The following is a 22,884-nucleotide window of genomic DNA, read 5'->3' as shown; positions in this document are numbered from 1 at the left end:
TCAAGCGATGGGCGTTGCGCTCCATAATTGTCTTACTTTCTTATTTTTGAATTACTGCATAGCACATTTGATTCGTACAATGCCGGTTTAATCACCGGCATTTTTTTATTCGATTTCTCTCTTCCTCAGGCCGCGCTTTCATCCCAGAAGCTGGCTTCAATCTTATGCCCATCCAAATCACGGACAAAGCAGCCGTAGTAAGCCTCACCGTAATGCGGCCGCGAACCGGGCGCGCCTTCATCGACGGCGCCGGCCAGCAGCGCCTGGCGATGGAATTCATCCACCTGTTGCTTGCTGGTCGCGAAAAAACCGACGTGCGTGCCGTTGCCGGGCGAGGCCGGCCGGCCGTCGATCGGCACCTGCAGCCAAAACTCCGGGTAGTCGCGGCCGTAGCCAATGGCGCCGGGATGCTCCAGCACGCGTCGGCAACCCAAAGCGGCCAGCGCACGATCGTAAAAGGCGGCGGCGGCCTCGAAATCGTTGGAGCCCAGCGAGACGTGGGACAGGCAGGGGGTGATATTCATTGCGCGATCTCCATATGACTGTATGGATAAACAGTATAGGGTAAAAACGGCACTGCCCAGTAAATTTTGCGCAAACTGTGAACAGGATCGAGATCGTCGGGAAAGGGAAATGTCGCCGCTCGCAGGATGGCAAGCGGCGAGGGGGCTTATTTGATTTCCAGCACGTTCAAACGCTCTGGCGCAGGCGCCGCGTCGTCCGAGTCTTCCGGCTGCCAGCCGACCGGCTGCATCGGGATGTCTTCGCGATCGAAGGCCAAATCGCCACCGTCCACCACGGCGCTGCCGTGGTGAATGCCTTTGAAATCGAACAGGTTGATATCGCTCAGGTGCGAAGGCACCACGTTCTGCATGGCGCTGAACATGGTTTCCAACCGGCCTGGGTAACGCTTGTCCCAGTCGCGCAGCATGTCGCCGATCACCTGGCGCTGCAGATTAGGCTGCGAGCCACACAGATTGCATGGAATGATCGGGAACGCTTTGGCGATCGAGAAACGCTCGATGTCTTTCTCGCGGCAATAGGCCAGCGGGCGGATGACCACGTGTTTGCCGTCGTCGCTCATCAGCTTGGGCGGCATGCCTTTCATCTTGCCGCCGTAGAACATGTTGAGGAACAGCGTCTGCAGAATGTCGTCGCGGTGGTGGCCCAGAGCGATCTTGGTGGCGCCCAGTTCGGTGGCAGTGCGGTACAGAATGCCACGGCGCAGGCGCGAACACAGCGAACACGTGGTTTTCCCTTCCGGGATCTTGTCTTTAACGATGCTGTAGGTGTTTTCTTCGACGATCTTGTACTCCACCCCCAGGCTTTCCAGATAGGCGGGCAGAATGTGCTCCGGGAAGCCGGGCTGTTTCTGATCGAGGTTCACCGCCACCAGCGAGAAGTTGACCGGCGCGCTTTGCTGCAGATTGCGCAGGATCTCCAGCATGGTGTAGCTGTCTTTGCCGCCGGACAGGCAGACCATGATGCGGTCGCCTTCTTCAATCATATTGAAATCGGCGATCGCTTCGCCCACGTTGCGGCGCAGGCGCTTTTGCAATTTGTTCAGGTTGTACTGCTCTTTTTGGCTAACGGATTGCTTTTCTGACATTTAAATCGTGCTCATTCTCAATGGGGGGCACTAGGGGCATGGCGTTATAGACCGCGAGTTTACCATTCAACCGGCCGATTTTGATCATTATTCATCATCCAGCCGCCACGCACCCGACGCGAGGCCTGTATGGTACGGATTGCGCGCCGGAATGCCAGCAGGTTTTGTTGCTGCGATTTACGTCGGCGGTAAAAGAACAGGGCGCGAATCGCTCGCGCCCTGAGGGAGGTTACTCAGCGGCGGACTTTTCCGCCTTGCCGGCCAGCAGGCTGAGGAAATCGTACTTCTCCTTCAGCTCTTTCTCGGCGGCCTGATACAGCGCGCTGGCCACCTCCGGCTGCTGCGCGTTCAGGCGGCGGAAACGCTGCTCGTTCAGCAGTGTTTCAGCCAGGCTGCTGTTCGGCGGCCGTGAGTCCAGCGCCAATGCGGCCTTGCCCTCGGCGCTGCGGCGCGGATCGAAGCGGTACAGCGGCCAGAAACCGGTGGCGGTCAGCTGTTTCATCTGATCGTGGCTGAGCGCCAGATCGTAGCCGTGCTCTTCGCACGGGCTGTAGGCGATGATCAGCGACGGCCCCGGATAGGCCTCGGCCTCCTGAATCGCTTTCACCGTCTGGTTAAGCTGCGCTCCCAGCGAGATCTGCGCGACGTAGACATGGCCGTACATCATCATGCTGACGCCTAAATCCTTGCGCGCCTTGCGCTTACCGTGCTCGCCGAACTTGGTCACCGCGCCCAGCGGCGTGGCTTTCGACTGCTGGCCGCCGGTGTTGGAGTAGCACTGGGTGTCGAGCACCAGCACGTTGACGTTCTCCGTCAGGCTGAGCACGTGATCCAAACCGCCAAAGCCGATGTCGTAGGCCCAGCCGTCACCGCCGATCAGCCAGATCGATTTATCCACCAGGTAGTCGGCGTCCGCCGCCAGCTGGCGCGCGTCTGCGCCTTCAATACTCGCAAGTTGCGTGCGCAGTTCGGCGATTTGCTTACGGCGCGGCTCCGGCGCCACGTCGGCCATCTGCAGGGCGTTGACCAATTGCTCCGGTAGCTGCGGCGCCAGTGCGTTCAGCAGACGCAGCACTCGCGCGCGATGTTGATCGACCGTCAGGCGGAAGCCCAGGCCGAATTCGGCGTTGTCTTCGAACAGCGAGTTGGCCCACGCCGGCCCGCGCCCTTCGGCGTTGGTAGTGTACGGCGTGGTCGGCAGGTTGCCGCCATAGATCGACGAACAGCCGGTGGCGTTGGCGATCAGCAAGCGGTCACCATAGAGCTGGGTCAACAGCTTGATGTACGGCGTTTCGCCGCAGCCGGAACAGGCGCCGGAGTACTCGAACAGCGGCGTGATCAGCTGCGAGGTGCGAATGTCGATGCGCTCCAGCTGCGCCGGATCGATTTCCGGCAGCTGCAGGAAGAAGTCATAGTTGTCTTTCTCCGCCACCAGATTATCGAGGCGTGACGCCATGTTGATGGCCTTGATTTCCGGGTTCTGGCGATCTTTCGCCGGGCAGACCTCGACGCACAGGTTACAGCCGGTGCAATCTTCCGGCGCTACCTGCAGCACGTATTTCTGGCCGCGCATATCGCGCGCTTTCACATCCAGAGACTGCAGAGAGGCGGGGGCGTGTTCCATCTCCGCCGGCTGCACCACCTTGGCGCGAATGGCGGAGTGCGGGCAGGCGGCGACGCAGTGGTTGCACTGGGTGCACAGGTCGGGCTGCCAGATCGGGATCGCTTCGGCGATGTTGCGCTTTTCCCACTGGGTGGTGCCCACCGGCCAGGTGCCGTCCGGCGGGAAGGCGGAAACCGGCAGCGCATCGCCCAGCCCGGCCAGCATCGCGGCGGTAACGGTTTTGACGAAGTCCGGCGCGGCGTCCGACACCACCGGCGGGCGCATCGGGCTGCTGGCGTCGACCGGCTGCAGCGGGATCTCGGTCAGCGCGGCGCGGGTGGCGCCCAGCGCCTGCCAGTTGCGCTCGACGATCTCCTGGCCCTTGCTGCTGTAGCTGCGCGCGATGGCGTCCTGCAGCTGTTGCAGCGCCACGTCGCTCGGCAGGATCTGCGTCAGGTGGAAGAACGCCATCTGCATTACGGTGTTGATGCGCGCGCCGAGCCGGCATTCACGCGCCAGCTTGGCGGCGTTGATGATATAGAAACGCGCCTGGCGTTGGTGCAACAGCGCCTGAACCTCCTGCGGCAGGCGCGACCAGACCTCATCGGCGCCGTAAGGGGTATTGAGCAGGAAGGTGCCGCCGGGCTTCAGGCGTTCGACCATCTGGTACTTATCGATAAACTGCAGTTGGTGGCAGCCGACGAAGTCCGCGTGGCTGACCAGGTAGGCCGAATTGATCGGCTGTTCGCTGACGCGCAGGTGCGACACCGTCAGGCCGCCGGCCTTTTTGGAGTCATAGACGAAATAGCCCTGGGCATACAGCGGCGTGGCGTTGCCGATGATTTTGATGTTGTTCTTGGTGGCCGAGACCGAGCCGTCGCTGCCCAAACCGTAGAACAGCGCTTCCAGCGAGGCGCGCTGCGGCAGGATTTCGTCGCTCAGCGGCAGCGAAAGGCCGGTGACGTCATCGAAGATGCCGACGGTAAAGCGTGGTCGCGGCTGCGGCAGGGCCAGCTCGCGGAATACCGCCAGCGCGCAGTCCGGGCCGAACTCTTTCGACGACAGGCCGTAGCGGCCGCCGATCACCCGCGGCAGCGTGGCGCGCTCCCCCCGGCTGTAGGCTTCCGCCAGCGCGGTCATCACGTCCAGATACAGCGGCTCGGCCAGCGCGCCCGGCTCTTTGGTGCGATCGAGCACCGCGACGCTGCGCACGCTGTCCGGCAGCGCGCCGAGCAGATGCTGGGCGGAGAACGGCCGGAACAGCCGCACCTTCAGCACGCCGACTTTCTCGCTGCGGGTCAGCAGGGTGTCGATCACTTCTTCGCAGGTGCCGGCGGCGGAACCCATCACCACCACCACGCGTTCGGCCTGCGGGTGGCCGTAATAGTCGAACGGCCGATAGCGGCGGCCGGTGAGGGCGGCGAAGGCTTCCATGGCGTCGATCACGTGTTGGCCGGTGGCGTCATACCACGGGTTGGTGGCTTCGCGCGACTGGAAATAGGTGTCCGGGTTGGCGGAAGTGCCGCGCACCACCGGATGATCCGGCGACAGCGCCCGGCTGCGGTGCGCGTCGATCGCCGCCTGCGGCAGCATCTGCCGCAGCGTATCGTCGCTCAGCGGCACAATCTTGTTGATCTCGTGCGAGGTGCGGAAACCGTCGAAGAAATGGATAAACGGCACGCGCGCGTTGAGGGTGGCGGTCTGCGAGATCAGCGCGAAGTCCTGCGCCTCCTGCACGTTGCCGGCACACAGCATGGCGCAGCCGGTTTGGCGCACCGCCATCACGTCCGAATGGTCGCCGAAGATGGACAGCGCGTGCGTGGCCACGGTGCGCGCGGCGACGTGCAGCACGAACGGCGTCAGCTCGCCGGCCAGTTTGTACAGCGTGGGGATCATCAGCAGCAGACCCTGCGATGAAGTGAACGAGGTCGACAGCGCGCCGGTTTGCAAGGCGCCGTGTACGGTGGCGATCGCGCCGCCTTCCGACTGCATTTCCACCACCCGCGGAATATCGCCCCAGATGTTTTGCCGGCCATCGCCGGACCAGGCATCAGCCTGCTCCGCCATGGTGGAGCTTGGCGTGATAGGGTAGATGGCAATCACTTCGTTGGTGCGATAGGCCACGGAAGCGACTGCATTATTACCATCTGTAGTTATCATCGGCGTTACCTTTTCATTGCTCACAAAGCCGCGAAAGCGCACTTTCGCAGTAATGGAAAAAAGTCTAACAGAGGGGGCGAACGTGGCTTTATCGCGTTTGTGTGGCGGGTGATAAATCGTCAAAGGCATATTTCCTCGCCGATTAGCGGCCGGCGGCAATAAATTGTTTTCACCGTTTAAAGACAATTTATTTCCGGCGCGTCATAATTGCGCATCGGCAAATTGACAGAAGAAAACCATGAGCGCATTTATGTATTTGACGATGGCGATAGTCGCGGAAGTGATCGCCACCACCATGTTGAAAGCCTCTGAGGGCTTTACCCGCCTGTGGCCGTCGCTGCTGGTGGTGCTGGGCTACGGCGTGGCGTTTTGGGGGCTGTCGATGGTGGTCAAGAGCATGCCGCTGGGCATCGTGTATGCGATTTGGTCGGGCATGGGAATTGTGCTGGTGTCGGTCGCCGCGGTGTTCGTTTATCAGCAAAAATTGGATTGGCCGGCGATCGTCGGCATGGGGTTAATTATTGCCGGCGTGCTGGTGATTAATTTACTGTCGAAAGCCTCGGTGCACTGAATGTTATTTTGATGTAAAAAAAGCCGGCGTGACAGCAAGTCGCGCCGGTTGAAGAATTCAGTCATCATTCACTGAAAATAGTGGAATGCTAATTACTTAGCGCCGCCAGCATAGACACAAATATCGTTCTCTCCGGTAGCAAAAAATGCGCCGCTGCAATGAAAGCACACGAAGATAATTAATACCGCTGTCGCGGGAAAAACTTCCTCGATGGCCGCGGTGACGTTATCACTTTTTTGCGTGCGGCCAGCGCCTGACAGCGAGTGGCGCCGTCACGGAAATATTCTGCAAACAAAATAAATGTTCGGCCGGCGCAAAAAAACGACAAATAATGGCTGGAATATATTTTCATTATTTATATATCGAGCTAGATTAAACAAGTTTGCATCAAAGATAGCGAAACGTGTCCGCCAAGTGACGCGCGTTATCAGCAATGGCGATTTTACACAGCGCAGTTCCGGGTTCAGGAGTGGGATAATGACGACATCAAAATGGCTGCTTGCCAGCGCCGTGCTGCTTTTAGCCGCCTGCAGCAGCAATAACGAAGAGCCAGTACAGCAGGGCAACAGTGCCAGAATCAATACGTTGCAGACCAGCGCCGGTTGCGCGGCGGTCGGCGGCGTTACCACCATCGCGCACAACTTGAACGGTGAAGCGCTGCGCATGTGCCAGATGCCGAACGGCAAACAGTGCGAAGAACGTACGCTGGCCCTGGGCAGCTGCGCCGGATAAGCCCGCGGTGCCTGGCCTGCAGGATCAATACACCCAATCGCGCAGGGTATAAATAAGCGTGTGGCCGCTGCCGGTGAGCGTCAGCTGCTGTGCGTTTAGCGTCACTTCGGCGCCGTTTTCCAGCACGGTGCCAATCACCCGATCCCAGCGGTTGCGCGGCTCATCAGGGCACAGCTTGCGCGTGGTGGCCAGCGATTTCACCGTCAGCACGCCGTCGCGTAATTGCCCCTGGCCGAAAAAGCGGTTGCACATCGTGCCGGAGACATGCAGGTTCTCGCCGAACTCCAGATTGAGCAGGCCGCCGCCCGCCGGTGATTTTGCCGTCTCGCCATCCACGCTTTGCAACACGAAGTTGTGATGCAACAGATCGCCTGGCGTGACGGCCGTGTGTGGTTTCATGCTGCACCCCGCTAAGGCCAGCGCCGCAAGGGCGGCTACCGTGGTTTTTCTCATCGCGTTCTCTCAAATAAACAGGGCGCCGCAAGGGTGCCCCGAGGTTACGCTCAGGCGTTCAACTGGTTCGGGCAGGTTTCGCCGCGATCCAACTGGCTGATGTTCTGCAGCGTGGTTTGCGAAATGCTGGTCAGCGCCTCTTCGGTCAGGAAAGCCTGATGGCCGGTAAACAGCACGTTGTGGCAGGCCGAGAGGCGGCGGAACACGTCGTCCTGAATCACATCGTTAGACTTGTCCTCAAAGAACAGATCGCGTTCGTTCTCGTAGACGTCCATCCCGAGGGCGCCGATTTTTTGCTGCTTCAGCGCATCGATGGCGGCGGTGGAATCGATCAGCGCGCCGCGGCTGGTGTTGATCACCATTACGCCGTTTTTCATCATCGTGAAGGCGTCGGCATTCAGCAGGTGGTGGTTCTCCGGCGTCAGCGGGCAGTGCAGGGTGATCACGTCGGATTGCGCGTACAGCGTCTTCAGATCGACATACTCCGCGCCCAGTTCCAGCGCCTGTTCGCTCGGGAACGGATCGTAGGCCAGCAGTTTCATGCCGAAGCCTTTCAGAATGCGCATCGTCGCCACGCCGATTTTACCGGTGCCGATCACGCCGGCGGTGCGATTGTGCATGTTAAAACCGATCAGCCCTTCCAGCGAGAAGTTGGCGTCGCGGGTACGCTGATAAGCGCGGTGAATACGGCGGTTCAGGCACATCATCATGCCGACCGCGTGTTCTGCCACGGCCTCCGGCGAGTAGGCCGGCACGCGCACCACCTTGATGCCCAGTTCTTTGGCGGCGTCCAGATCGACGTTATTGAAACCGGCGCAGCGCAGGGCGAGAATTTCGACGCCCAGCGCCGCCAGTTCTTCGAGCACTTCACGGCTGCCGTCGTCGTTGACGAAGATACACACCGCCTTGCAACCGGCGGCCGTTTTGGCGGTTTTTTTACTGAGTAAAAAGTCGAAGAATTCCAGCTCATAGCCAAACTGCTGATTCACCAATTCGAGGTATTTACGGTCATACTGTTTGGTACTGTATATCGCCAATTTCATCGTGGTTTCTCCACCGTGATTTTGTGATCAATTTAACAGATTTTAGTAAATTCGACAATTGGTTAGCCATTTCCGACATGGTCAAAATCGCCGCTATCGGGCTGCGCTGGGGGCTTGGTACGGTGAAGGGAAGGCGACGGTGGCGACAGGCGGCAAAAAAATCCCCACGGGGGTGTGGGGAATGGCTTCTCTAGTACACAGTTAGCTAGCAGCTAAACTTTTATTAGAATGGTTGCAAGACTATTAATCATCAATGGTAACAACAATAACAAAAGTCTGAAAACTGTCCTGTTTATGTGATGTATATGTAACGAAAATCTACAACCCCGCACACGTTTGCGCCAAAAAGGTGCAAATCGCTTCTGCGAGCCCGCTCGGCTTCACCCTATGTCAAATTCGTGCCATCATTATTGTCAATTCAGGCATAGACTTAACCAATGCCTAACTCAGGAACGAAGCAATCATTTAATGACCAGGCGATTGAAAGTATTCATAGGGACGGTGGCGGGCTGCGCAATCCTGGTGCTGACGTTGTGGCAAACCTTGCCGCGCTGGCTGCCGGGGGTGTTATCGCATTGGTTGCCGGCGGGGAGCCGCCTGGAATTGCAGGGCAAATTGCACTGGCGCCAAGGCGGTCTGGCGTTGGCGGGGGCGCGTTTCACTGCGCAAGATTGCCTGTTGGCCAACGTCGGGCCGACGCGGCTGGCTTACCGCCAGGGCCGCTGGCAGCTGTCGAGCGATAAGGTCAGCATCGATAGCGCCTGTTTGTCAAAACTGCCGAGCGGCGACGCCAACAGCGCGCCGCTGGCGCTCGATCAGCTGCAGCAACAGCTGCCGCCGCTGGATTTCACCATTAATGACCTGACGCTCATTCCCTGGCAGCGCTATGCCGGCAAGCTGCAGCTTTCCTCCGGCCCCGACGGGCAACGTCTGCATTATCGGGGCCCGAATCTCAGCGCCGAGGCGCAGCTGGATGAAAAACAGCAGCTGACGTTGCAGAGCCTGACCGTGGTTCCGCCCAACAGCGCACAACCGCTGCACCTCGCCGGCAAGATAACCATTCCGTTGGATCTGGCCAGCCTGCCGACGCAGGGCGCGTTGCAGGGGGAAATGCAGACCGCCTATCTGGAAAAACCGGTATTGCTGGACATGCGCTGGCAACAGCAGCAGGGCGTATTGACGGTGAGCGAGAAAGGCGACGATCGCCCGCTGGCGGTGTTGCCGTGGGAAGTCTCGCCGCAGCGGGTCAGCATCAAGCAGGGCGAGTGGCGTTGGCCGTACAGCGAGCAGCCGTTGAACGGCGGGCTCAGCATCGCGTTGCACGATTGGAGCAAAGGGCTGGATGAAACGGAGATCAGCGCGCGGCTGAACGTGATCACCGCGGGTCACAACGGCAAGGGCAATGCGGTGCTCACCCTCGGGCCGGGCAAGGTGGGGTTGACCGACAGCGATCTGCGCTTCCAACTGACCGGCCAGGCCAATCTGGCCGACTTTTCCACTACCGCGTCGATCCCGGGTGTGATCGGCGGCAGTATTCTCAACCCGACGCTGGTGCTACAGCCCGGTTCGCTGCTGCGCCTGTGGGGCAAGGTGACGCCGGAAATGACGCTGGAAGAGGCGCGTTTGCCGCTGGCGGGCGTGAAGGTGACCGCAGCCGGGATCACCGGCCGCCTGCAGGCGATTTTGAGCGCCAGCGACAGTTACTGGGGCCGCTTCAAGCTGCACCTGGACGGCCAGGCACAGGATTTCTGGCCGGACAAGGGCAACTGGCAATGGCGTTACTGGGGCAATGGCCGCTTGCCGCCGCTGCAGGCCGCCTGGGACGTCGCCGGCAGCGGCCGTTGGCGCGACAGTGAGTTGGTGCTCGACAAACTTTCCACCGGCTTCGATAAGTTGAAGTACGGTCTGGTGACGGTCGCCGCGCCGCGCCTGAGCCTCAATCAGCCGCTGCGCTGGCGGCGTGATGAACAAAGTCCGCAGTTCAACGGCGAGTTGCAGCTGGCGGCGGATAAGGTCAGCTTCAGCGACGGCGGCTATCTGCCGGCGCCGGTGCTGGCGCTGCAGGTAAACGGCCGTTCACCGGACAGTTTCCAGCTGCAGGGCAAACTGCAGGCGCAACAGATTGGGCCGATCGCGCTGCGCGGCCGTTGGGACGGCGAACGTCTGCGCGGCGAAGCCTGGTGGCCGAAACAGTCGCTGAAGGTGTTCCAACCGCTGCTGGCGCCGGATCTCAATCTCACGCTGCGCGACGGCGAGTTTTACGCGCAGTCGGCGTTTTCCGCCGCTCGCGAACAGGGGTTCGAGGCCGGGGGCCACTGGGTGGTGAAAAACGGCGGCATGTGGCTGAAGGACGGCGAGATGAGCGGCCTGGATTTCATCCTGTCGTACCGGTTCAAGCAGCATCAGTGGCAATTGGGGGCCAAACAGCCAGTGTCGCTGCGCATTAAGTCTTTCACCAACCTGTTCGAGATGCAGAATATTTCCGCCGATCTGCAGGGCACCTATCCTTATAGCGAAAGGCAGCCGCTGACGTTGAGCAACGTCGGCGTGGACATGCTCAACGGGCATATCAGCCTGTCGGCGCTGCGGTTGCCGCAGCATGACGCCGCGGTGCTGAAGCTGGACAAGGTCGATCTCAGCGCGCTGTTCACCGCTCTGAAACCGAAGCAGTTCGCCATGTCCGGCCGGGTCGACGGCGAACTGCCGCTGTTCCTGAATCACCCGAAATGGCTGGTGCAAAACGGCTGGATCGCCAACGCCGGCACGTTGACGCTGCGGCTGGACAAAGACATGGCCGACGCCATCGGCAGCAATAACCTGGCGACCGGCGCGGCGATCGACTGGCTGCGCTACATGGAAATCAACCGTTCGCACGCCCGGGTCGATCTCGACAACCTGGGCGAGCTGACGCTGAGCGCGCGCATCGACGGCATCAACCCGCAGAAGAGCGCCAAGCGCGAGGTGATCCTGAACTATCGCCATCAGGAAAACGTGTTTCAGCTGTGGCGCAGTTTGCGCTTCGGCGACAATTTACAGGAGTGGCTGGAGCAGGCCCTCTCACAACCTGGGGAGCAACAATGAAAATCATGAGTGTGTCGGCGCTGGCAGCGGTGCTGTGCGTTTCGCTGCTGAGCGGCTGCGTGCCGCGCATCGAGGTGGCGACGCCGAAGGATCCGATCACCATCAATATGAACGTCAAGATCGAGCATGAGATTCATATCAAGGTGGATAAGGACGTCGAAAACCTGCTGAAAACCCAAAGCGGTCTGTTCTAGGAGCCGACATGAAAAAACGTTATGTGTGGCTGGCCGGCGCCGTCTGGCTGTTCAGCGGCGTGGCGATGGCGCTGACGCTGGATGAGGCGAAGCAGCAAGGGCGGGTGGGCGAAACCCTGAGCGGCTATATTGCGCCGGTGAAACAGGATGCGGAAACGCTGGCGCTGGTGAAGCGCATCAACGCCGGCCGCGCCGAGAAGTATCAGGAAGTGGCGGACGGCAACCATATCGCCGTCGACGAAGTGGCGCGCATGGCGGGGCAGAAGCTGGTGACGCGTGCGCAGAGCGGCGAGTATGTGCGCGGCATCAACGGCCAGTGGCTGAAGAAATAAAAAAAAGCGCGCCGTCTGGCGCGCTAAATGATACGGATAGATGATTATTATGAGGGTAGTGCAGGTTTGACAGGACTTGCCTTTTGTTCGGCAGGGGCACGGCGCCCCTGCGCAGGGTCTTAGGCAGCAACCACCTGAGACAGGGCCGCTTTGGCGTCTTCCTGTGCTTTGGTGGCCACTTCCGGGCCGTAGGCGATGCCTTCCGCGAAGACGAACTCCACGTCGGTAATGCCGATGAAGCCCAGGAACAGACGCAGGTAAGGTTCTACCAGGTCGGTTGGGGTGCCTTTATGGATGCCGCCGCGGCTGGTCAGGATCACGGCGCGTTTGTTTTTCACCAGGCCTTCCGGACCGTTTTCGGTGTAGCGGAAGGTCACGCCGGCGCGAGCAACCAGATCGAAATAGTTTTTCAGCTGGGTCGGGATGTTGAAGTTGTACATCGGTGCGGCAATCACGATGACGTCATTGGCCTGCAGCTCGGCGATCAGCTCGTCCGACAGCGCCAGCGCTTCTTGTTGACGCGGGGTCAACGGCGCATCGGAAGGACGCAGCGCGCCAACCAGTTCGCCGTCCAGCACCGGGATTGGCTGTGCGGCCAGATCGCGTACGGTGATGGTGTCGCCGCTATGGGCGTTGCTCCATTGCTCTACGAAGAAATCGGCCAGTTGGTTAGACTGAGAGTAGGTCGCCAGGATGCTTGATTTCAGAACCAATACGTTGCTCATCGATAATTCCTTACGTTGTGACAGTGACATCAGGACTCAGCGTCCCTTGCATGAAGTACATGCTATTCACATTCCTCCAACAGTGATAGCGCAATATTTCGAGATCTTCGTTCGATTTTATTGAATGACATGCCGAGGTTTTGCTCGCGGAAGTAGGGCGAAAAAGCCGTTTGTGATAGGCTGTGCGGCTAAAGCAAAAAAATCGCTAAAAAAACATTAAACCGTTGCTAAGCCTGGTCTTGGCGCCGAAGAAACAAGGAACACCGAACGTGAAATCTCCGCTCGAGGCACTGCCGGCCCAACTGGGCGAGCTGATGCTCCGCGATCAACAACGCCTGCGTCGTCGCCTGCAGGGCGCACGAAAAATCAAAAATCCCGATGCCCAGCTGGCGGTTGCCGCCGAAGTGGAAAGCGACATTGCGGCGGCGCGGCAAAAAGTGCTGGCGCGGGCCGCGTCTTGCCCGCGCATTACCTATCCGGAAAGCCTGCCGGTCAGTCAGAAAAAGCAGGACATTTTAAACGCTGTCCGCGATCACCAGGTGGTGATCGTTGCCGGGGAGACCGGTTCGGGGAAAACCACCCAGTTGCCTAAGATCTGTCTGGAGCTGGGGCGTGGGGTGAAAGGGCTGATCGGCCACACCCAGCCGCGCCGCCTGGCGGCGCGCACCGTCGCCAACCGCATCGCCGACGAGCTGGAAACCCCGCTCGGCGGCAGCGTGGGCTACAAGGTGCGCTTCAACGATCAGGTCGGGGAAAACACCCTGGTCAAGCTGATGACCGACGGCATCTTGCTGGCGGAAATTCAGCAGGATCGCCTGCTGATGCAGTACGACACGCTGATCATCGATGAAGCGCACGAGCGCAGCCTCAACATCGACTTTATTCTCGGCTACCTGCGCGAACTGTTGCCGAAGCGCCCGGATCTCAAGGTGATCATCACCTCGGCGACCATCGATCCGCAGCGCTTCTCGCGCCATTTCAACAATGCGCCGATCATCGAGGTTTCCGGCCGCACTTACCCGGTGGAGGTGCGTTACCGCCCGGTGGTCGACGACGGCGACGATACCGACCGCGACCAGCTGCAGGCGATTTTCGATGCGGTGGACGAGCTTGGGCACGAAGGGCCGGGCGACATTCTGATCTTCATGAGCGGCGAGCGCGAGATCCGCGACACCGCCGACGCTCTGAACCGCCTCAATTTGCCGCACACTGAAGTGCTGCCGCTGTATGCGCGCCTGTCGAACAGCGAGCAGAACCGGGTGTTCCAGTCGCACCACGGTCGCCGCATCGTGCTGGCCACCAACGTGGCGGAAACCTCGCTGACGGTGCCGGGCATCAAATACGTCATCGATCCGGGCACCGCGCGCATCAGCCGCTACAGCTTCCGCACCAAGGTGCAGCGCCTGCCGATCGAGCCGGTGTCCCAGGCTTCCGCCAACCAGCGTAAAGGGCGCTGCGGCCGCGTGTCGGAAGGGGTGTGCATCCGTTTATATTCCGAACAGGACTTCCTGTCGCGGCCGGCGTTTACCGATCCAGAGATCCTGCGCACCAACCTGGCGTCGGTCATTCTGCAGATGACCTCGCTGGGGCTGGGCGACATCGCCGCGTTTCCGTTCGTCGAAGCGCCGGACAAGCGCAACATTCAAGATGGCGTGCGCCTGCTGGAAGAGCTGGGGGCGATCGCCACCGCCGACAACGGCCACTATCAGCTGACGCCGCAGGGCCGTCAGCTGGCGCAGTTGCCGATTGACCCGCGTCTGGCGCGCATGGTGCTGGAAGCGCAGAAGAGCGGCAGCGTGCGCGAGGTGATGATCATCACCGCCGCGCTGTCGATTCAGGATCCGCGTGAGCGCCCGATGGACAAGCAGCAGGCCTCGGACGAAAAACACCGCCGCTTCGCCGACAAAGACTCCGATTTCCTGGCGTTCGTCAACCTGTGGGATTATCTGCAGGAGCAGCAAAAGGCGAATTCTTCCAGCCAGTTCCGCCGGCTGTGCCGCAACGATTTCCTCAACTACCTGCGGGTGCGCGAGTGGCAGGATATCTATACCCAGCTGCGCCAGGTGGTGAAAGAGCTGGGGCTGCCGATCAACAGCACGCCTTCCGACTACCGCAGCGTGCACACCGCGCTGCTGACCGGCTTGCTGTCGCACATTGGCCAGAAGGATGCGGACAAGCAGGAATACACCGGCGCGCGCAATGCCCGCTTCTCGATCTTCCCCGGCTCCGGCCTGTTCAAGAAGCCGCCGAAGTGGACCATGGTGGCCGAACTGGTGGAAACCAGCCGCCTGTGGGGGCGCATCGCCGCGCGCATCGAACCGGAATGGATCGAGCCGCTGGCTCAGCATCTGGTGAAACACAGCTACAGCGAGCCGCACTGGTCGAAGTCGCAAGGGGCGGTGATGGCCAGCGAAAAGGTCACGCTGTTCGGTTTGCCGATCGTCGCGGCGCGCCAGGTCAATTACGGCGCCATCGATCCATTGCTGTGCCGTGAGCTGTTTATCCGCCATGCGCTGGTGGAGGGGGACTGGCAGACGCGCCACGCCTTCTTCCGCGACAACCAGAAGCTGCGCGCCGAAGTGGAAGAGCTGGAGCATAAATCGCGCCGCCGCGACATTCTGGTGGACGACGAAACGCTGTTCGGCTTCTACGATCGCCGCATTCCCAACGACGTGGTTTCCGGCCGTCATTTCGACAGCTGGTGGAAGAATGCCGCCAAGCAGCAGCCGGATCTGCTGAACTTCGAAAAAGAGATGCTGATCAAAGACGGCGCCAACAAGATCAGCGCGCTGGACTACCCGAACTTCTGGCATCAGGGCAATCTCAAGCTGCGGCTGAGCTACCAGTTTGAACCGGGCACCGACGCCGATGGCGTGACGGTGCACATCCCGCTGCCGATCCTCAATCAGGTGGAGGAGCAGGGCTTCGAGTGGCAGATCCCCGGTATTCGCCGTGAGCTGGTGATCGCGCTGATCAAGTCGCTGCCGAAACCGGTGCGTCGCAACTTTGTGCCGGCGCCGAACTACGCCGAAGCGTTCCTCGGCCGCGTAACGGCGCTGGAGTTGCCGCTGCTGGACGCGCTGGAGCGTGAACTGCGGCGCATGACTGGCGTGACCGTGTCACGTGATGATTGGCAGTGGGATCAGGTGCCCGATCACCTGAAGATGACTTTCCGCGTGGTGGGCGAGAAAAACCAGACGCTGCGCGAAGGCAAAGACCTGGCCGCGTTGCGCCTGCAGCTGAAAGAGAAGGTGCAGGAGACGCTGTCGGCGGTGGCCGACGATGGGCTGGAGCAGAGCAATCTGCATGTCTGGAGCTTTGGTCAACTGCCTGCCTTTTACGAGCAGAAGCGCGGCGGCTATTCGATGAAGGCTTACCCGGCGCTGGTAGATGAAAAGGACAGCGTGGCGATCCGCCTGTTCGACAGCGAAATCGAGCAGCAACAGGCGATGTGGCAGGGCACGCGCCGCCTGCTGTTGCTGAATATTCCTTCGCCGATCAAATATCTGCATGAAAAGCTGCCGAACAAGGCCAAACTGGGGCTCTATTTCAACCCGTACGGCAAGGTGCTGGAGCTGATCGACGACTGCATTTCGTGCGGCATCGACAAGCTGATCGCCGAACACGGCGGCCCGGTCTGGCAAGAGGAAGGCTTTGCGCGCCTGCAGGAGCAGATCCGCGCCGAGTTGAACGACACGGTGGTCGAGGTGGCCAAACAGGTTGAGCAGATCCTGACGGCAGTCTTCAACATCAACAAACGGCTGAAGGGGCGGGTGGACATGTCGTTGGCGCTGGCGCTGTCGGATATCAAGACCCAGCTCAGCGGCCTGGTCTACCGCGGTTTCGTCACCGGCAACGGATGGAAACGCCTGCCGGACACGCTGCGCTACCTGCAGGCGATCGAGCGGCGGTTGGAAAAACTGGCTATCGATCCGCACCGGGATCGGGCGCAGATGCTGCGGGTGGAGCAGGTACAGCAGGCGTGGCAGCAGTGGTTGAACAAGCTGCCGTCGAAGCGACAGCAGGAGGAAGAGGTGAAGGCGGTGCGCTGGATGATCGAAGAGCTGCGCGTCAGCCTGTTCGCGCAGCAGTTGGGCACGCCTTACCCGATCTCCGACAAGCGCATTTTGCAAACTATCGAGCAGCTTTCGGGTTAAGCTCGGGCGCACCGGCCGGCAAGCGGCCGGCGCACCACAGGCTCAACAGGCCGCACAGCAGCAGCGTGGCGGCCAAATCCTGCCCGCGCGCCGCAATCGTCAGCCCCAGGCCGATCAACAGATAGTACAGCAGCCCGAATAACGCGCCGGCGGTGCCGAGTTGCTGTCGGTAGCGGCTCAGCGCCTGGCTCAGCACATTCGGGATAGCCAACCCGAACGCCAGCATCACCAGCGCACAGGGAAGCAGCATCCACAGGCTGTGTTGCCACCCGAACAGTGCCACACCGCTGGCCACCGCCAGCAAACCGCCCAGCAGGATCTGACGTTTGGCGCTGACGCCGCGCGCCAGCAGGTGGCGGTTCAACAGCGCCCCCGCCAGGCTGCCGAGCGCCAGCATCACACCCGAGTAGCCAAACTGTTGGCTGTTCAACCCCAGCCTTTCGAACATGAACGGCGCCAGGCTGAAGTAGCTGAACACCATAATATTGAAGCTGGCGACCAGCAGCGCCGAACACCAGATGTGCCGATCGCGCAACATCGTCGCCAGCGTAATGCCCGGCGCGGCGGCCGTTGCGGTTTGCCACGGCCGCGTTTCCGGCAATGTGCCGTAACTCCACAGCAGCAGCACCAGCGCCCAGGCCGCCTGCGCGGTGAAAATCGCCGCGCTGCCGCCCCAGGCGACCAGCGCGCCGCCGGCAAACATTCCCAGCAGCGGGCTGATGGAGAGCGCGATGCCGACCAGCGCGAACATGCGCCCCAGCGCCGGGCCTTGATAGACATCACGCAGCATGGTTTGCGTGACGATTGAGCCGACCGCGGCGCCGAAGGCGATCAGCGCACGGGCGGCCAGCAACAGCGTGAAACTGCCGCTCAGCAGGGCGAGGCCGGCGCCGACCAGATAGAGCGCCAGGCCGGCCAGCATCGCCGGACGGCGGCCGAACCGATCGCAGAAGGCTCCCCAAAAGGCGACGCCGAGGGCGAAGGCGAAGAAATAGATGGATAACGTCTGCCCGGCCTGCGCGGCGCTGATGCCGAAGTCGCTGCGGATGGCGGTGAGCGCCGGGCTGTACAGCGTTTCCAGGATCTGCGGCGTCATGATGACGGTGACGAGCAGCGGTAAAGATAAGCGTTGCATGATGCAGGGGCTCCCTAAATGTTAAGGCGTCAGTATAGGGAGTCGCGTTTTGTTCGATTACAATCATCCGGACAAAAAACAACAGGTATAGGACAATCTGATGGCGCTGATTCAACAGCATCATCCGTTCGACCCGGATCGGCTGCCGGCACCGGCTCTCGGCATCGCGGCGGAACTGGTGGAGCACGACTCCGGGCTGCATTGGCATCAGCGTTCGCAGCTGCTGTATGCGCCGCAGGGGTGCATGACGGTCACGTTGGCGCAGCAGTGGCTGATTCTGCCGCCGACGCGCAGCGTCTGGATACCGGGCGGCATTGCGCATCGGGTGCAGTTGCGTGGCCGTGTCGCGTATCGCTCGCTGTATTTCGATCCGGCGCTGACGACCGCCATGCCGCCACAGGCAGCGGTGCTGGCGGTAAACCCGCTGTTGGCGGCGATCGTTGAGCGCATCGCGCACTGGCCGCTGGACTATGCGTTGGCGCAGCCCCAGGCGCGCGATTTGCTGGCGGTGCTGATCAATGAGTTGGGCGAGGCGCAGCGCGAGAATACCCAGTTGCGGCTGCCGCAGGATAAGCGTCTTGCCGCCTGGCTGGCGACGCTGCCGGAGAGCGACGAGTTGCCGGCGTTGGCGGCGTTGGCGCAGCGTTTGCATCTGCACGCCAAAACGCTGACGCGGCTGTTTCAGCGGGAAACCGGTCTGAGCTATCAGCAGTGGTGCCAGCAGTGGCGGCTGATGCGCGCGATCGAACTGCTGGCGTCGTTGCCGTCGGTCAGCGCGGTGGCACAGCGGTTGGGGTTTTCCAGCGACAGCGCGTTTATCGCTTTTTTCCGCCAGTTCACCGGCACCACGCCGCGGCGCTATATGCAAGGGGGCTGAAAAAGCACAACGGCGCATTATGCGCCGTTGTGAGAGGGTTAGTTGCCCGCCGCCAGGGCGTCCAGCGCGTCGCGGATGCCGGGCACCGCCAGGGCGCGGTTATCGGCGCGATAGCGATCTTTCGCCGCCGGTGCCGAGCTTTGGATGGCGATCAGCTGCCAGCCGTCGGCGGTTTTCAACAGCAACGGTGAGCCGCTGTCGCCGGGCAGGGTATCACACTGGTGCGACAGTACGCCTTGCTGGGCCCAGCCGGTGACCTTGCAGTTTTGGTGGCTGTAGAGGTCATCCAGATGATCCTCCGGGTAACCCGCCTGAGTGATCAGCCGTTTGGCCTGTTTCAGGGCCTGGGTCAGCGCCTTGCTGTCGCCTTGCCACAGCGGCAACGGTGCGATCGGCAGCGGCTTTTTGTCTTTCAGACGGATCAGCGCAAAATCATAAGCGGCCGCAGCGGGCGGGACGATCCAGCCATCGCCGTCCGGCTTCAGCTTTTTGCCCAGCTTGCTGTCGACCAGGGTCTCGATATTGCCGGTTTGATACTGCCAGGATTTATCGCCCGCCACAAAGCGCAGAGCGATGGCTTTATCCAGTTGCCCGGGCGGCGCCAGCACGCAGTGGCCGGCGGTCAGCGCCAGGTGCGGGGAGATCAGCGTGGCGGTACACAGATTGCCGCTGGCGGTTTCGACCTGGCCGATGGCTTGCCACGGCTGGGCGGCGGTATCCGTGACCTTGATTCGTTCATCTTTGCCGAAAAACAGACGCGTTTGCTCGGCCTTGGACGGGCCGTCGGCGCGTGCCGCCTGAGCAGCGATGAGCGGGAGTGAGCACAGCAACAGTAAAACGGATATGCGCATAGATCTCTTGCCTGACAAATACGGATCATCCATAAACACACTGAATGCTAACTATAGACTGATTTAGCAGCCATGTGGATGGGCAATAATTGATTTTTCAATAATTTCCCGCCGGCAACGCGGCAGGCTACAGGTAAAAAAAGACGGCGATCAGTCCGCAAAGGATCAGGGCGGTCAGAACGATCTCGAACAGGTAGCGGCGCAGCATCAATGAGAACCCCCCGATGAAAAAACACCCGGCGAACCGGGTGTCGTACACGTCAAGCCTGAAGCGGTGAGGGGACCCTCACGTCATTACGCTTTTTTGTGGCTGGTTTTCTTGTGGTGCTTTTTAGCCGCCTGGGCTTTTTGCGCCGGGGCTTTCTTCACGGCTTTTTTGTGATGCTTCTTGGCCGCCTGCGCTTTCTGTACCGGCGCTTTCTTGCCGTGGTGTTTCACCTGAGCTTTAGCCGGCGCAGCGGTGGCGGTGGTTGCGGTAGCCGCAGGTGCGGTGGTGGCAGCCTCAGCAGCGAAAGCCACGGAAGACAGACCCATTGCAGCGGCAACAACCAGAGCTAATACTTTTTTCATCGTAGAATCCTCAACATGACTTTTGGGTATCAACCCCACTGCGGGGCCGTTGAAATGATAGTAGGCAAACGGCGCCCGGCTTTCCGTGAGTGATTGGTTTCGGCATGTAACCTAATGTACAGGGCGACGGCGGCGAGGGGATTGCTGCTATAATGACCGCCAGGCGCGATAAAAGGGATTTAAAATGAACGAGATAGTGATTCGTTGTGGCGTAACCGAACAGGGCGAGGTGCCGCTGGCCTATGAGGACTGGGGCGATGAGGCGCATCCGCCGCTGCTGCTCATCATGGGCATCGGCGCGCAGCTGTTGCTGTGGCCTGACGACTTCTGCCGCGCCCTGGTGGCTCAGGGGTTTCGGGTGATCCGTTATGACAACCGCGACGTCGGCCTTTCCGGCAAAACGCAGGCGCAACGCACGCAGCCGTTGTGGCTGCTGATGCTGCGCGCCCAGCTCGGTTGGCAAACGCCGGTGCCTTATACCCTGGCGGACATGGCGACGGACGCGGCGCATCTGCTCGATCATTTACGCATCCCGCAGGCTCACGTACTGGGCGCTTCGATGGGGGGGATGATCGCCCAGGTGCTGGCCGCCGAATACCCGCAGCGCGTCGCCTCGTTATGCATCTTGTTCTCCAGCACCAATCAGCCGCTGTTGCCACCGCCGGCGCCTTCGCTGCTGTGGCTGTTGGTGCGCCGGCCGGCGGCCGATTTGACGCTGCAGCAGCGCCACGAGGGAATGAAGGCCTTCCTGCGCGCGCTCGGTACCCGGTTTTATCCGCCGGAGGAGGCGGAGCTGGATGCATTGGTGAATCGGTTGTTGAAGCGGGGCGTGGATCCCGAAGGCGTGCAGCGGCAACTTTCCGCGTTGCTCGGCAGCGGCGATCTGCGTCGCTACAGCCGGCGCATAGCCGCGCCGACGCTGGTCATTCACGGCGATCGCGATCGGCTGGTACGCAAGGCGGGTGGGGTGGCGATCGCTCGGGCCGTCGTCAACGCCAAATTGCATATCATGCCAGGCATGGGGCATGACCTGCCGGCCTCGTTGAGGCCGCAGCTGGCGGCGATGATCGCCCGTCATGCACTGGGATGAGAGGCCGGAATGTCGGCGTTTCTTGCTATTTTAGTTACAACATACTAATGGTGGGTGGCCACCCGCCACTCTGTAGCCAAGGCGATGTCGGCACAGAACGTGCGTTATGAAGCATTATCCGGTCTTGCAGGCGGGAAAAGGGCGCGGCAGGGCCGCGCCAGGGGAGATTACAGGTAGCGGTTTTCCAAATGCTGACGGAAATAGCGTGGGTTGAGCGCTTCGCCGGTTGCGTTGGCGATCAGCGTCTCGGTCGGGAAACGGCTGCCGTGGCGCCAGATGTTGTGCTGCAACCAGTGGAACAGCGGCTGCAGGTTGCCGGCGGCGATATCTTCGTTCAGCGAAGGCAGGGCCTGACGCACGCTGTGGAACAGCTGCGCGGCGTACATCGCGCCGAGGGTGTAAGTCGGGAAGTAGCCGAAGGCACCGTCGGTCCAGTGAATATCCTGCATGCAGCCGTTGCGGTAGTTGCCGATGGTGTCGAGGCCGAGGTAAGCACTCATCTTCTCATTCCACAGCGCCGGAATGTCTTCCACTTCAATGTCGCCTTCGATCAGCGCCTTTTCAATTTCGTAGCGCAGGATGACGTGAGCGGGATAGCTCACCTCGTCGGCGTCGACGCGGATCAGGCCCGGTTTAACGCGCTGATTGAGGCGAATGAAGTTGGCCTCTTCCAGCGCCGGCTGCTCGCCAAACTGCGCGGTGACCAACGGACGCAAGATTTTCAGGAATTCATTGCCGCGCGCCAGCTGCATTTCGAACAGCAGGCTCTGCGATTCGTGGATAGCGGTAGAACGGGCCAGGGCGACCGGCTGGCCAAGCAGATCGCGCGGCAGGTTTTGCTCGTAACGGGCGTGACCGGTCTCGTGCACGATGCCGAGCAGCGCGGTCAGAAACTCTTTCTCGTTGTAACGCGTGGTGATGCGTACATCTTCCGGCACGCCGCCGCAGAACGGGTGGGCGCTGACGTCGACGCGGCCATTGTCGAAGTTGAAACCGAGCAGTTTCATCACGCTCAGGCTCAGCTGGCGTTGGGTGTCCACATTGAACGGGCCTTGTGGCGCCTGGCAGGGCTCATTAGCTTGTTTGGCCACCACGCGTTGCAGCAGATCCGGCAGCCAGGTTTTCAGATCGCCGAAGATGCGGTCGAGATCGCTGCTGCGCATGCCCGGCTCATACAGGTTGAGCAGGGCATCATAACGGCTTGTGCCTGCCGCCTGCGCGCGGATCTGCGCCTCTTCCCGGCTGAGCTTGACCACCTCGCGCAGGTTGTCGGCGAAGCCGTCCCAATCGTTGGCCGGGCGCTGGGCGCGCCAGGCGTGTTCGCAGCGCGCACCCGCGAGCGACTTGGCCTCGACCAGCGACGCCGGCAGCAGCACGGCGTCCTCATATTGGCGGCGCATTTCGCGCAGGTTGGCGCGGTCGAGTTCGTCCAGCGTCTCTTGCTGCGCGCGATCCAACAGCGCGCCGGTGCTTTGTGCGGTTAAAATCTGGTGCTGCAGTACGCTCAGCTCGGCCAGCGCTTCGGAGCGCGCCTTGCTGCCGCCTGGTGGCATCATGGTTTGCATGTCCCAACCGGCGATGGCGGACAGGTGGCCGAAACGCGACAACCGGCTGAACAGGGCGCGCAGGTGATCGTAAGCAGACGTGTTGGAATGTGCAGATGTCATTATTATTCGGCTCCAATGAGAAGGTCTGGCGGCA

Annotated in this window: 18 protein-coding genes; 8 read left to right on the top strand and 10 right to left on the bottom strand. The window is 60.9% G+C overall.

The features are described 5' to 3' along the window. Positions 1 to 125: 125 nt before the first annotated feature. The 3 genes from ACJ8IJ_RS00935 to nifJ form a co-directional block, all read right to left on the bottom strand. Positions 126 to 524: a VOC family protein gene (locus tag ACJ8IJ_RS00935; protein ID WP_004930496.1), complete on the bottom strand. Its 399-nt coding sequence runs from the start codon at positions 522 to 524 to the stop codon at positions 126 to 128. Positions 525 to 670: 146 nt separating this feature from the next. Then, positions 671 to 1,609 carry a tRNA 2-thiocytidine(32) synthetase TtcA gene (gene ttcA, locus ACJ8IJ_RS00930; RefSeq protein ID WP_004930494.1) on the bottom strand — a complete coding sequence of 313 codons (939 nt, stop codon included), beginning with the start codon at positions 1,607 to 1,609 and terminating at the stop codon, positions 671 to 673. 229 nt (positions 1,610 to 1,838) lie between these two features. Beyond that, on the bottom strand, positions 1,839 to 5,372 hold the full coding sequence (gene nifJ / locus ACJ8IJ_RS00925; protein WP_442518188.1) for a pyruvate:ferredoxin (flavodoxin) oxidoreductase: 3,534 nt from the start codon (positions 5,370 to 5,372) through the stop codon (positions 1,839 to 1,841). A gap of 238 nt (positions 5,373 to 5,610) precedes the next feature. Between nifJ and ssmE the strand changes: the two genes are divergently transcribed. Together ssmE and ACJ8IJ_RS00915 are read left to right on the top strand one after the other, a co-directional pair. Next, entirely contained in the window at positions 5,611 to 5,943 is a 333-nt protein-coding gene (gene ssmE / locus ACJ8IJ_RS00920) for a multidrug efflux SMR transporter SsmE (RefSeq protein WP_004930487.1), read from the top strand. Positions 5,944 to 6,420: 477 nt separating this feature from the next. After that, positions 6,421 to 6,675 carry a DUF333 domain-containing protein gene (locus ACJ8IJ_RS00915; protein WP_004930482.1) on the top strand — a complete coding sequence of 85 codons (255 nt, stop codon included), beginning with the start codon at positions 6,421 to 6,423 and terminating at the stop codon, positions 6,673 to 6,675. Between the two features lie 24 nt (positions 6,676 to 6,699). Here the strand turns inward: ACJ8IJ_RS00915 and hslJ are convergent, their stop codons facing one another. Then, positions 6,700 to 7,128, bottom strand: a complete 429-nt coding sequence (gene hslJ / locus ACJ8IJ_RS00910; RefSeq protein WP_004930479.1) for a heat shock protein HslJ — start codon at positions 7,126 to 7,128, stop codon at positions 6,700 to 6,702. A 50-nt stretch (positions 7,129 to 7,178) separates the two neighbouring features. Further along, a complete protein-coding gene (locus ACJ8IJ_RS00905) occupies positions 7,179 to 8,171 on the bottom strand; it encodes a 2-hydroxyacid dehydrogenase (RefSeq protein ID WP_131164737.1) in 993 nt (330 codons plus the stop codon). Between the two features lie 468 nt (positions 8,172 to 8,639). Here ACJ8IJ_RS00905 and ACJ8IJ_RS00900 point away from each other — a divergent pair, with 468 nt between their 5' ends. Genes ACJ8IJ_RS00900 through ACJ8IJ_RS00890 form a run of 3 tightly spaced genes read left to right on the top strand, consistent with a single transcriptional unit; the run spans position 8,640 to position 11,778 of the window. Next, positions 8,640 to 11,252 carry a YdbH family protein gene (locus ACJ8IJ_RS00900; protein ID WP_442518187.1) on the top strand — a complete coding sequence of 871 codons (2,613 nt, stop codon included), beginning with the start codon at positions 8,640 to 8,642 and terminating at the stop codon, positions 11,250 to 11,252. Beyond that, a complete protein-coding gene (locus ACJ8IJ_RS00895; protein ID WP_004930472.1) occupies positions 11,249 to 11,446 on the top strand; it encodes a YnbE family lipoprotein in 198 nt (65 codons plus the stop codon). Before ACJ8IJ_RS00900 ends, ACJ8IJ_RS00895 begins: the two co-directional genes overlap by 4 nt. A gap of 8 nt (positions 11,447 to 11,454) precedes the next feature. Continuing rightward, entirely contained in the window at positions 11,455 to 11,778 is a 324-nt protein-coding gene (locus ACJ8IJ_RS00890; RefSeq protein ID WP_004930469.1) for a YdbL family protein, read from the top strand. Between the two features lie 119 nt (positions 11,779 to 11,897). On the opposite strand, the gene azoR is transcribed toward ACJ8IJ_RS00890, so the two are convergent. Beyond that, entirely contained in the window at positions 11,898 to 12,503 is a 606-nt protein-coding gene (gene azoR, locus ACJ8IJ_RS00885) for an FMN-dependent NADH-azoreductase (protein WP_015377994.1), read from the bottom strand. A 269-nt stretch (positions 12,504 to 12,772) separates the two neighbouring features. Here azoR and hrpA point away from each other — a divergent pair, with 269 nt between their 5' ends. Continuing rightward, positions 12,773 to 16,660, top strand: coding sequence for an ATP-dependent RNA helicase HrpA (gene hrpA / locus ACJ8IJ_RS00880; RefSeq protein ID WP_442518186.1), 3,888 nt, complete (start codon positions 12,773 to 12,775; stop codon positions 16,658 to 16,660). Here the strand turns inward: hrpA and ACJ8IJ_RS00875 are convergent. Further along, entirely contained in the window at positions 16,638 to 17,795 is a 1,158-nt protein-coding gene (locus tag ACJ8IJ_RS00875) for an MFS transporter (RefSeq protein ID WP_442518185.1), read from the bottom strand. The genes hrpA and ACJ8IJ_RS00875 overlap by 23 nt on opposite strands. A 100-nt stretch (positions 17,796 to 17,895) precedes the next feature. Here ACJ8IJ_RS00875 and ACJ8IJ_RS00870 point away from each other — a divergent pair, with 100 nt between their 5' ends. Then, the gene (locus ACJ8IJ_RS00870; RefSeq protein WP_004930456.1) at positions 17,896 to 18,672 is read left to right on the top strand and encodes an AraC family transcriptional regulator; all 777 of its coding nucleotides are present in this window, start codon (positions 17,896 to 17,898) and stop codon (positions 18,670 to 18,672) included. 38 nt (positions 18,673 to 18,710) lie between these two features. Here the strand turns inward: ACJ8IJ_RS00870 and ACJ8IJ_RS00865 are convergent, their stop codons facing one another. Both ACJ8IJ_RS00865 and asr read right to left on the bottom strand, forming a co-directional pair. Continuing rightward, positions 18,711 to 19,523 (bottom strand): trypsin-like serine peptidase, encoded by an 813-nt coding sequence (locus ACJ8IJ_RS00865; RefSeq protein WP_131164734.1) that lies wholly within the window; start codon positions 19,521 to 19,523, stop codon positions 18,711 to 18,713. A gap of 294 nt (positions 19,524 to 19,817) precedes the next feature. Next, positions 19,818 to 20,093 carry an acid resistance repetitive basic protein Asr gene (gene asr / locus ACJ8IJ_RS00860; RefSeq protein ID WP_004930450.1) on the bottom strand — a complete coding sequence of 92 codons (276 nt, stop codon included), beginning with the start codon at positions 20,091 to 20,093 and terminating at the stop codon, positions 19,818 to 19,820. Between the two features lie 184 nt (positions 20,094 to 20,277). Here asr and ACJ8IJ_RS00855 point away from each other — a divergent pair, with 184 nt between their 5' ends. Next, positions 20,278 to 21,183: an alpha/beta fold hydrolase gene (locus ACJ8IJ_RS00855; protein WP_004930448.1), complete on the top strand. Its 906-nt coding sequence runs from the start codon at positions 20,278 to 20,280 to the stop codon at positions 21,181 to 21,183. 167 nt (positions 21,184 to 21,350) lie between these two features. On the opposite strand, the gene ACJ8IJ_RS00850 is transcribed toward ACJ8IJ_RS00855, so the two are convergent. Then, positions 21,351 to 22,850 carry a carboxypeptidase M32 gene (locus tag ACJ8IJ_RS00850; protein ID WP_004938314.1) on the bottom strand — a complete coding sequence of 500 codons (1,500 nt, stop codon included), beginning with the start codon at positions 22,848 to 22,850 and terminating at the stop codon, positions 21,351 to 21,353. Between the last annotated feature and the right edge of the window lie 34 nt (positions 22,851 to 22,884).

Origin of the sequence: Serratia sp. CY40230, assembly GCF_052168835.1 — a bacterium.
Lineage (GTDB): Bacteria > Pseudomonadota > Gammaproteobacteria > Enterobacterales > Enterobacteriaceae > Serratia > Serratia nematodiphila.
This window is presented reverse-complemented; position numbering and strand designations above follow the sequence as displayed.

Coding starts and splice junctions, on each gene's coding strand:
- ACJ8IJ_RS00870 (WP_004930456.1), top strand. CDS start 17,896: ATGGCGCTGATTCAACAGCATCATCCGTTCGACCCGGATCGGCTGCCG.
- ACJ8IJ_RS00935 (WP_004930496.1), bottom strand. CDS start 524: ATGAATATCACCCCCTGCCTGTCCCACGTCTCGCTGGGCTCCAACGAT.
- ACJ8IJ_RS00855 (WP_004930448.1), top strand. CDS start 20,278: ATGAACGAGATAGTGATTCGTTGTGGCGTAACCGAACAGGGCGAGGTG.
- ACJ8IJ_RS00890 (WP_004930469.1), top strand. CDS start 11,455: ATGAAAAAACGTTATGTGTGGCTGGCCGGCGCCGTCTGGCTGTTCAGC.
- azoR (WP_015377994.1), bottom strand. CDS start 12,503: ATGAGCAACGTATTGGTTCTGAAATCAAGCATCCTGGCGACCTACTCT.
- ACJ8IJ_RS00865 (WP_131164734.1), bottom strand. CDS start 19,523: ATGCGCATATCCGTTTTACTGTTGCTGTGCTCACTCCCGCTCATCGCT.
- ACJ8IJ_RS00895 (WP_004930472.1), top strand. CDS start 11,249: ATGAAAATCATGAGTGTGTCGGCGCTGGCAGCGGTGCTGTGCGTTTCG.
- ACJ8IJ_RS00875 (WP_442518185.1), bottom strand. CDS start 17,795: ATGCAACGCTTATCTTTACCGCTGCTCGTCACCGTCATCATGACGCCG.
- ACJ8IJ_RS00900 (WP_442518187.1), top strand. CDS start 8,640: ATGACCAGGCGATTGAAAGTATTCATAGGGACGGTGGCGGGCTGCGCA.
- hslJ (WP_004930479.1), bottom strand. CDS start 7,128: ATGAGAAAAACCACGGTAGCCGCCCTTGCGGCGCTGGCCTTAGCGGGG.
- asr (WP_004930450.1), bottom strand. CDS start 20,093: ATGAAAAAAGTATTAGCTCTGGTTGTTGCCGCTGCAATGGGTCTGTCT.
- ttcA (WP_004930494.1), bottom strand. CDS start 1,609: ATGTCAGAAAAGCAATCCGTTAGCCAAAAAGAGCAGTACAACCTGAAC.
- ssmE (WP_004930487.1), top strand. CDS start 5,611: ATGAGCGCATTTATGTATTTGACGATGGCGATAGTCGCGGAAGTGATC.
- ACJ8IJ_RS00905 (WP_131164737.1), bottom strand. CDS start 8,171: ATGAAATTGGCGATATACAGTACCAAACAGTATGACCGTAAATACCTC.
- ACJ8IJ_RS00850 (WP_004938314.1), bottom strand. CDS start 22,850: ATGACATCTGCACATTCCAACACGTCTGCTTACGATCACCTGCGCGCC.
- ACJ8IJ_RS00915 (WP_004930482.1), top strand. CDS start 6,421: ATGACGACATCAAAATGGCTGCTTGCCAGCGCCGTGCTGCTTTTAGCC.
- nifJ (WP_442518188.1), bottom strand. CDS start 5,372: ATGATAACTACAGATGGTAATAATGCAGTCGCTTCCGTGGCCTATCGC.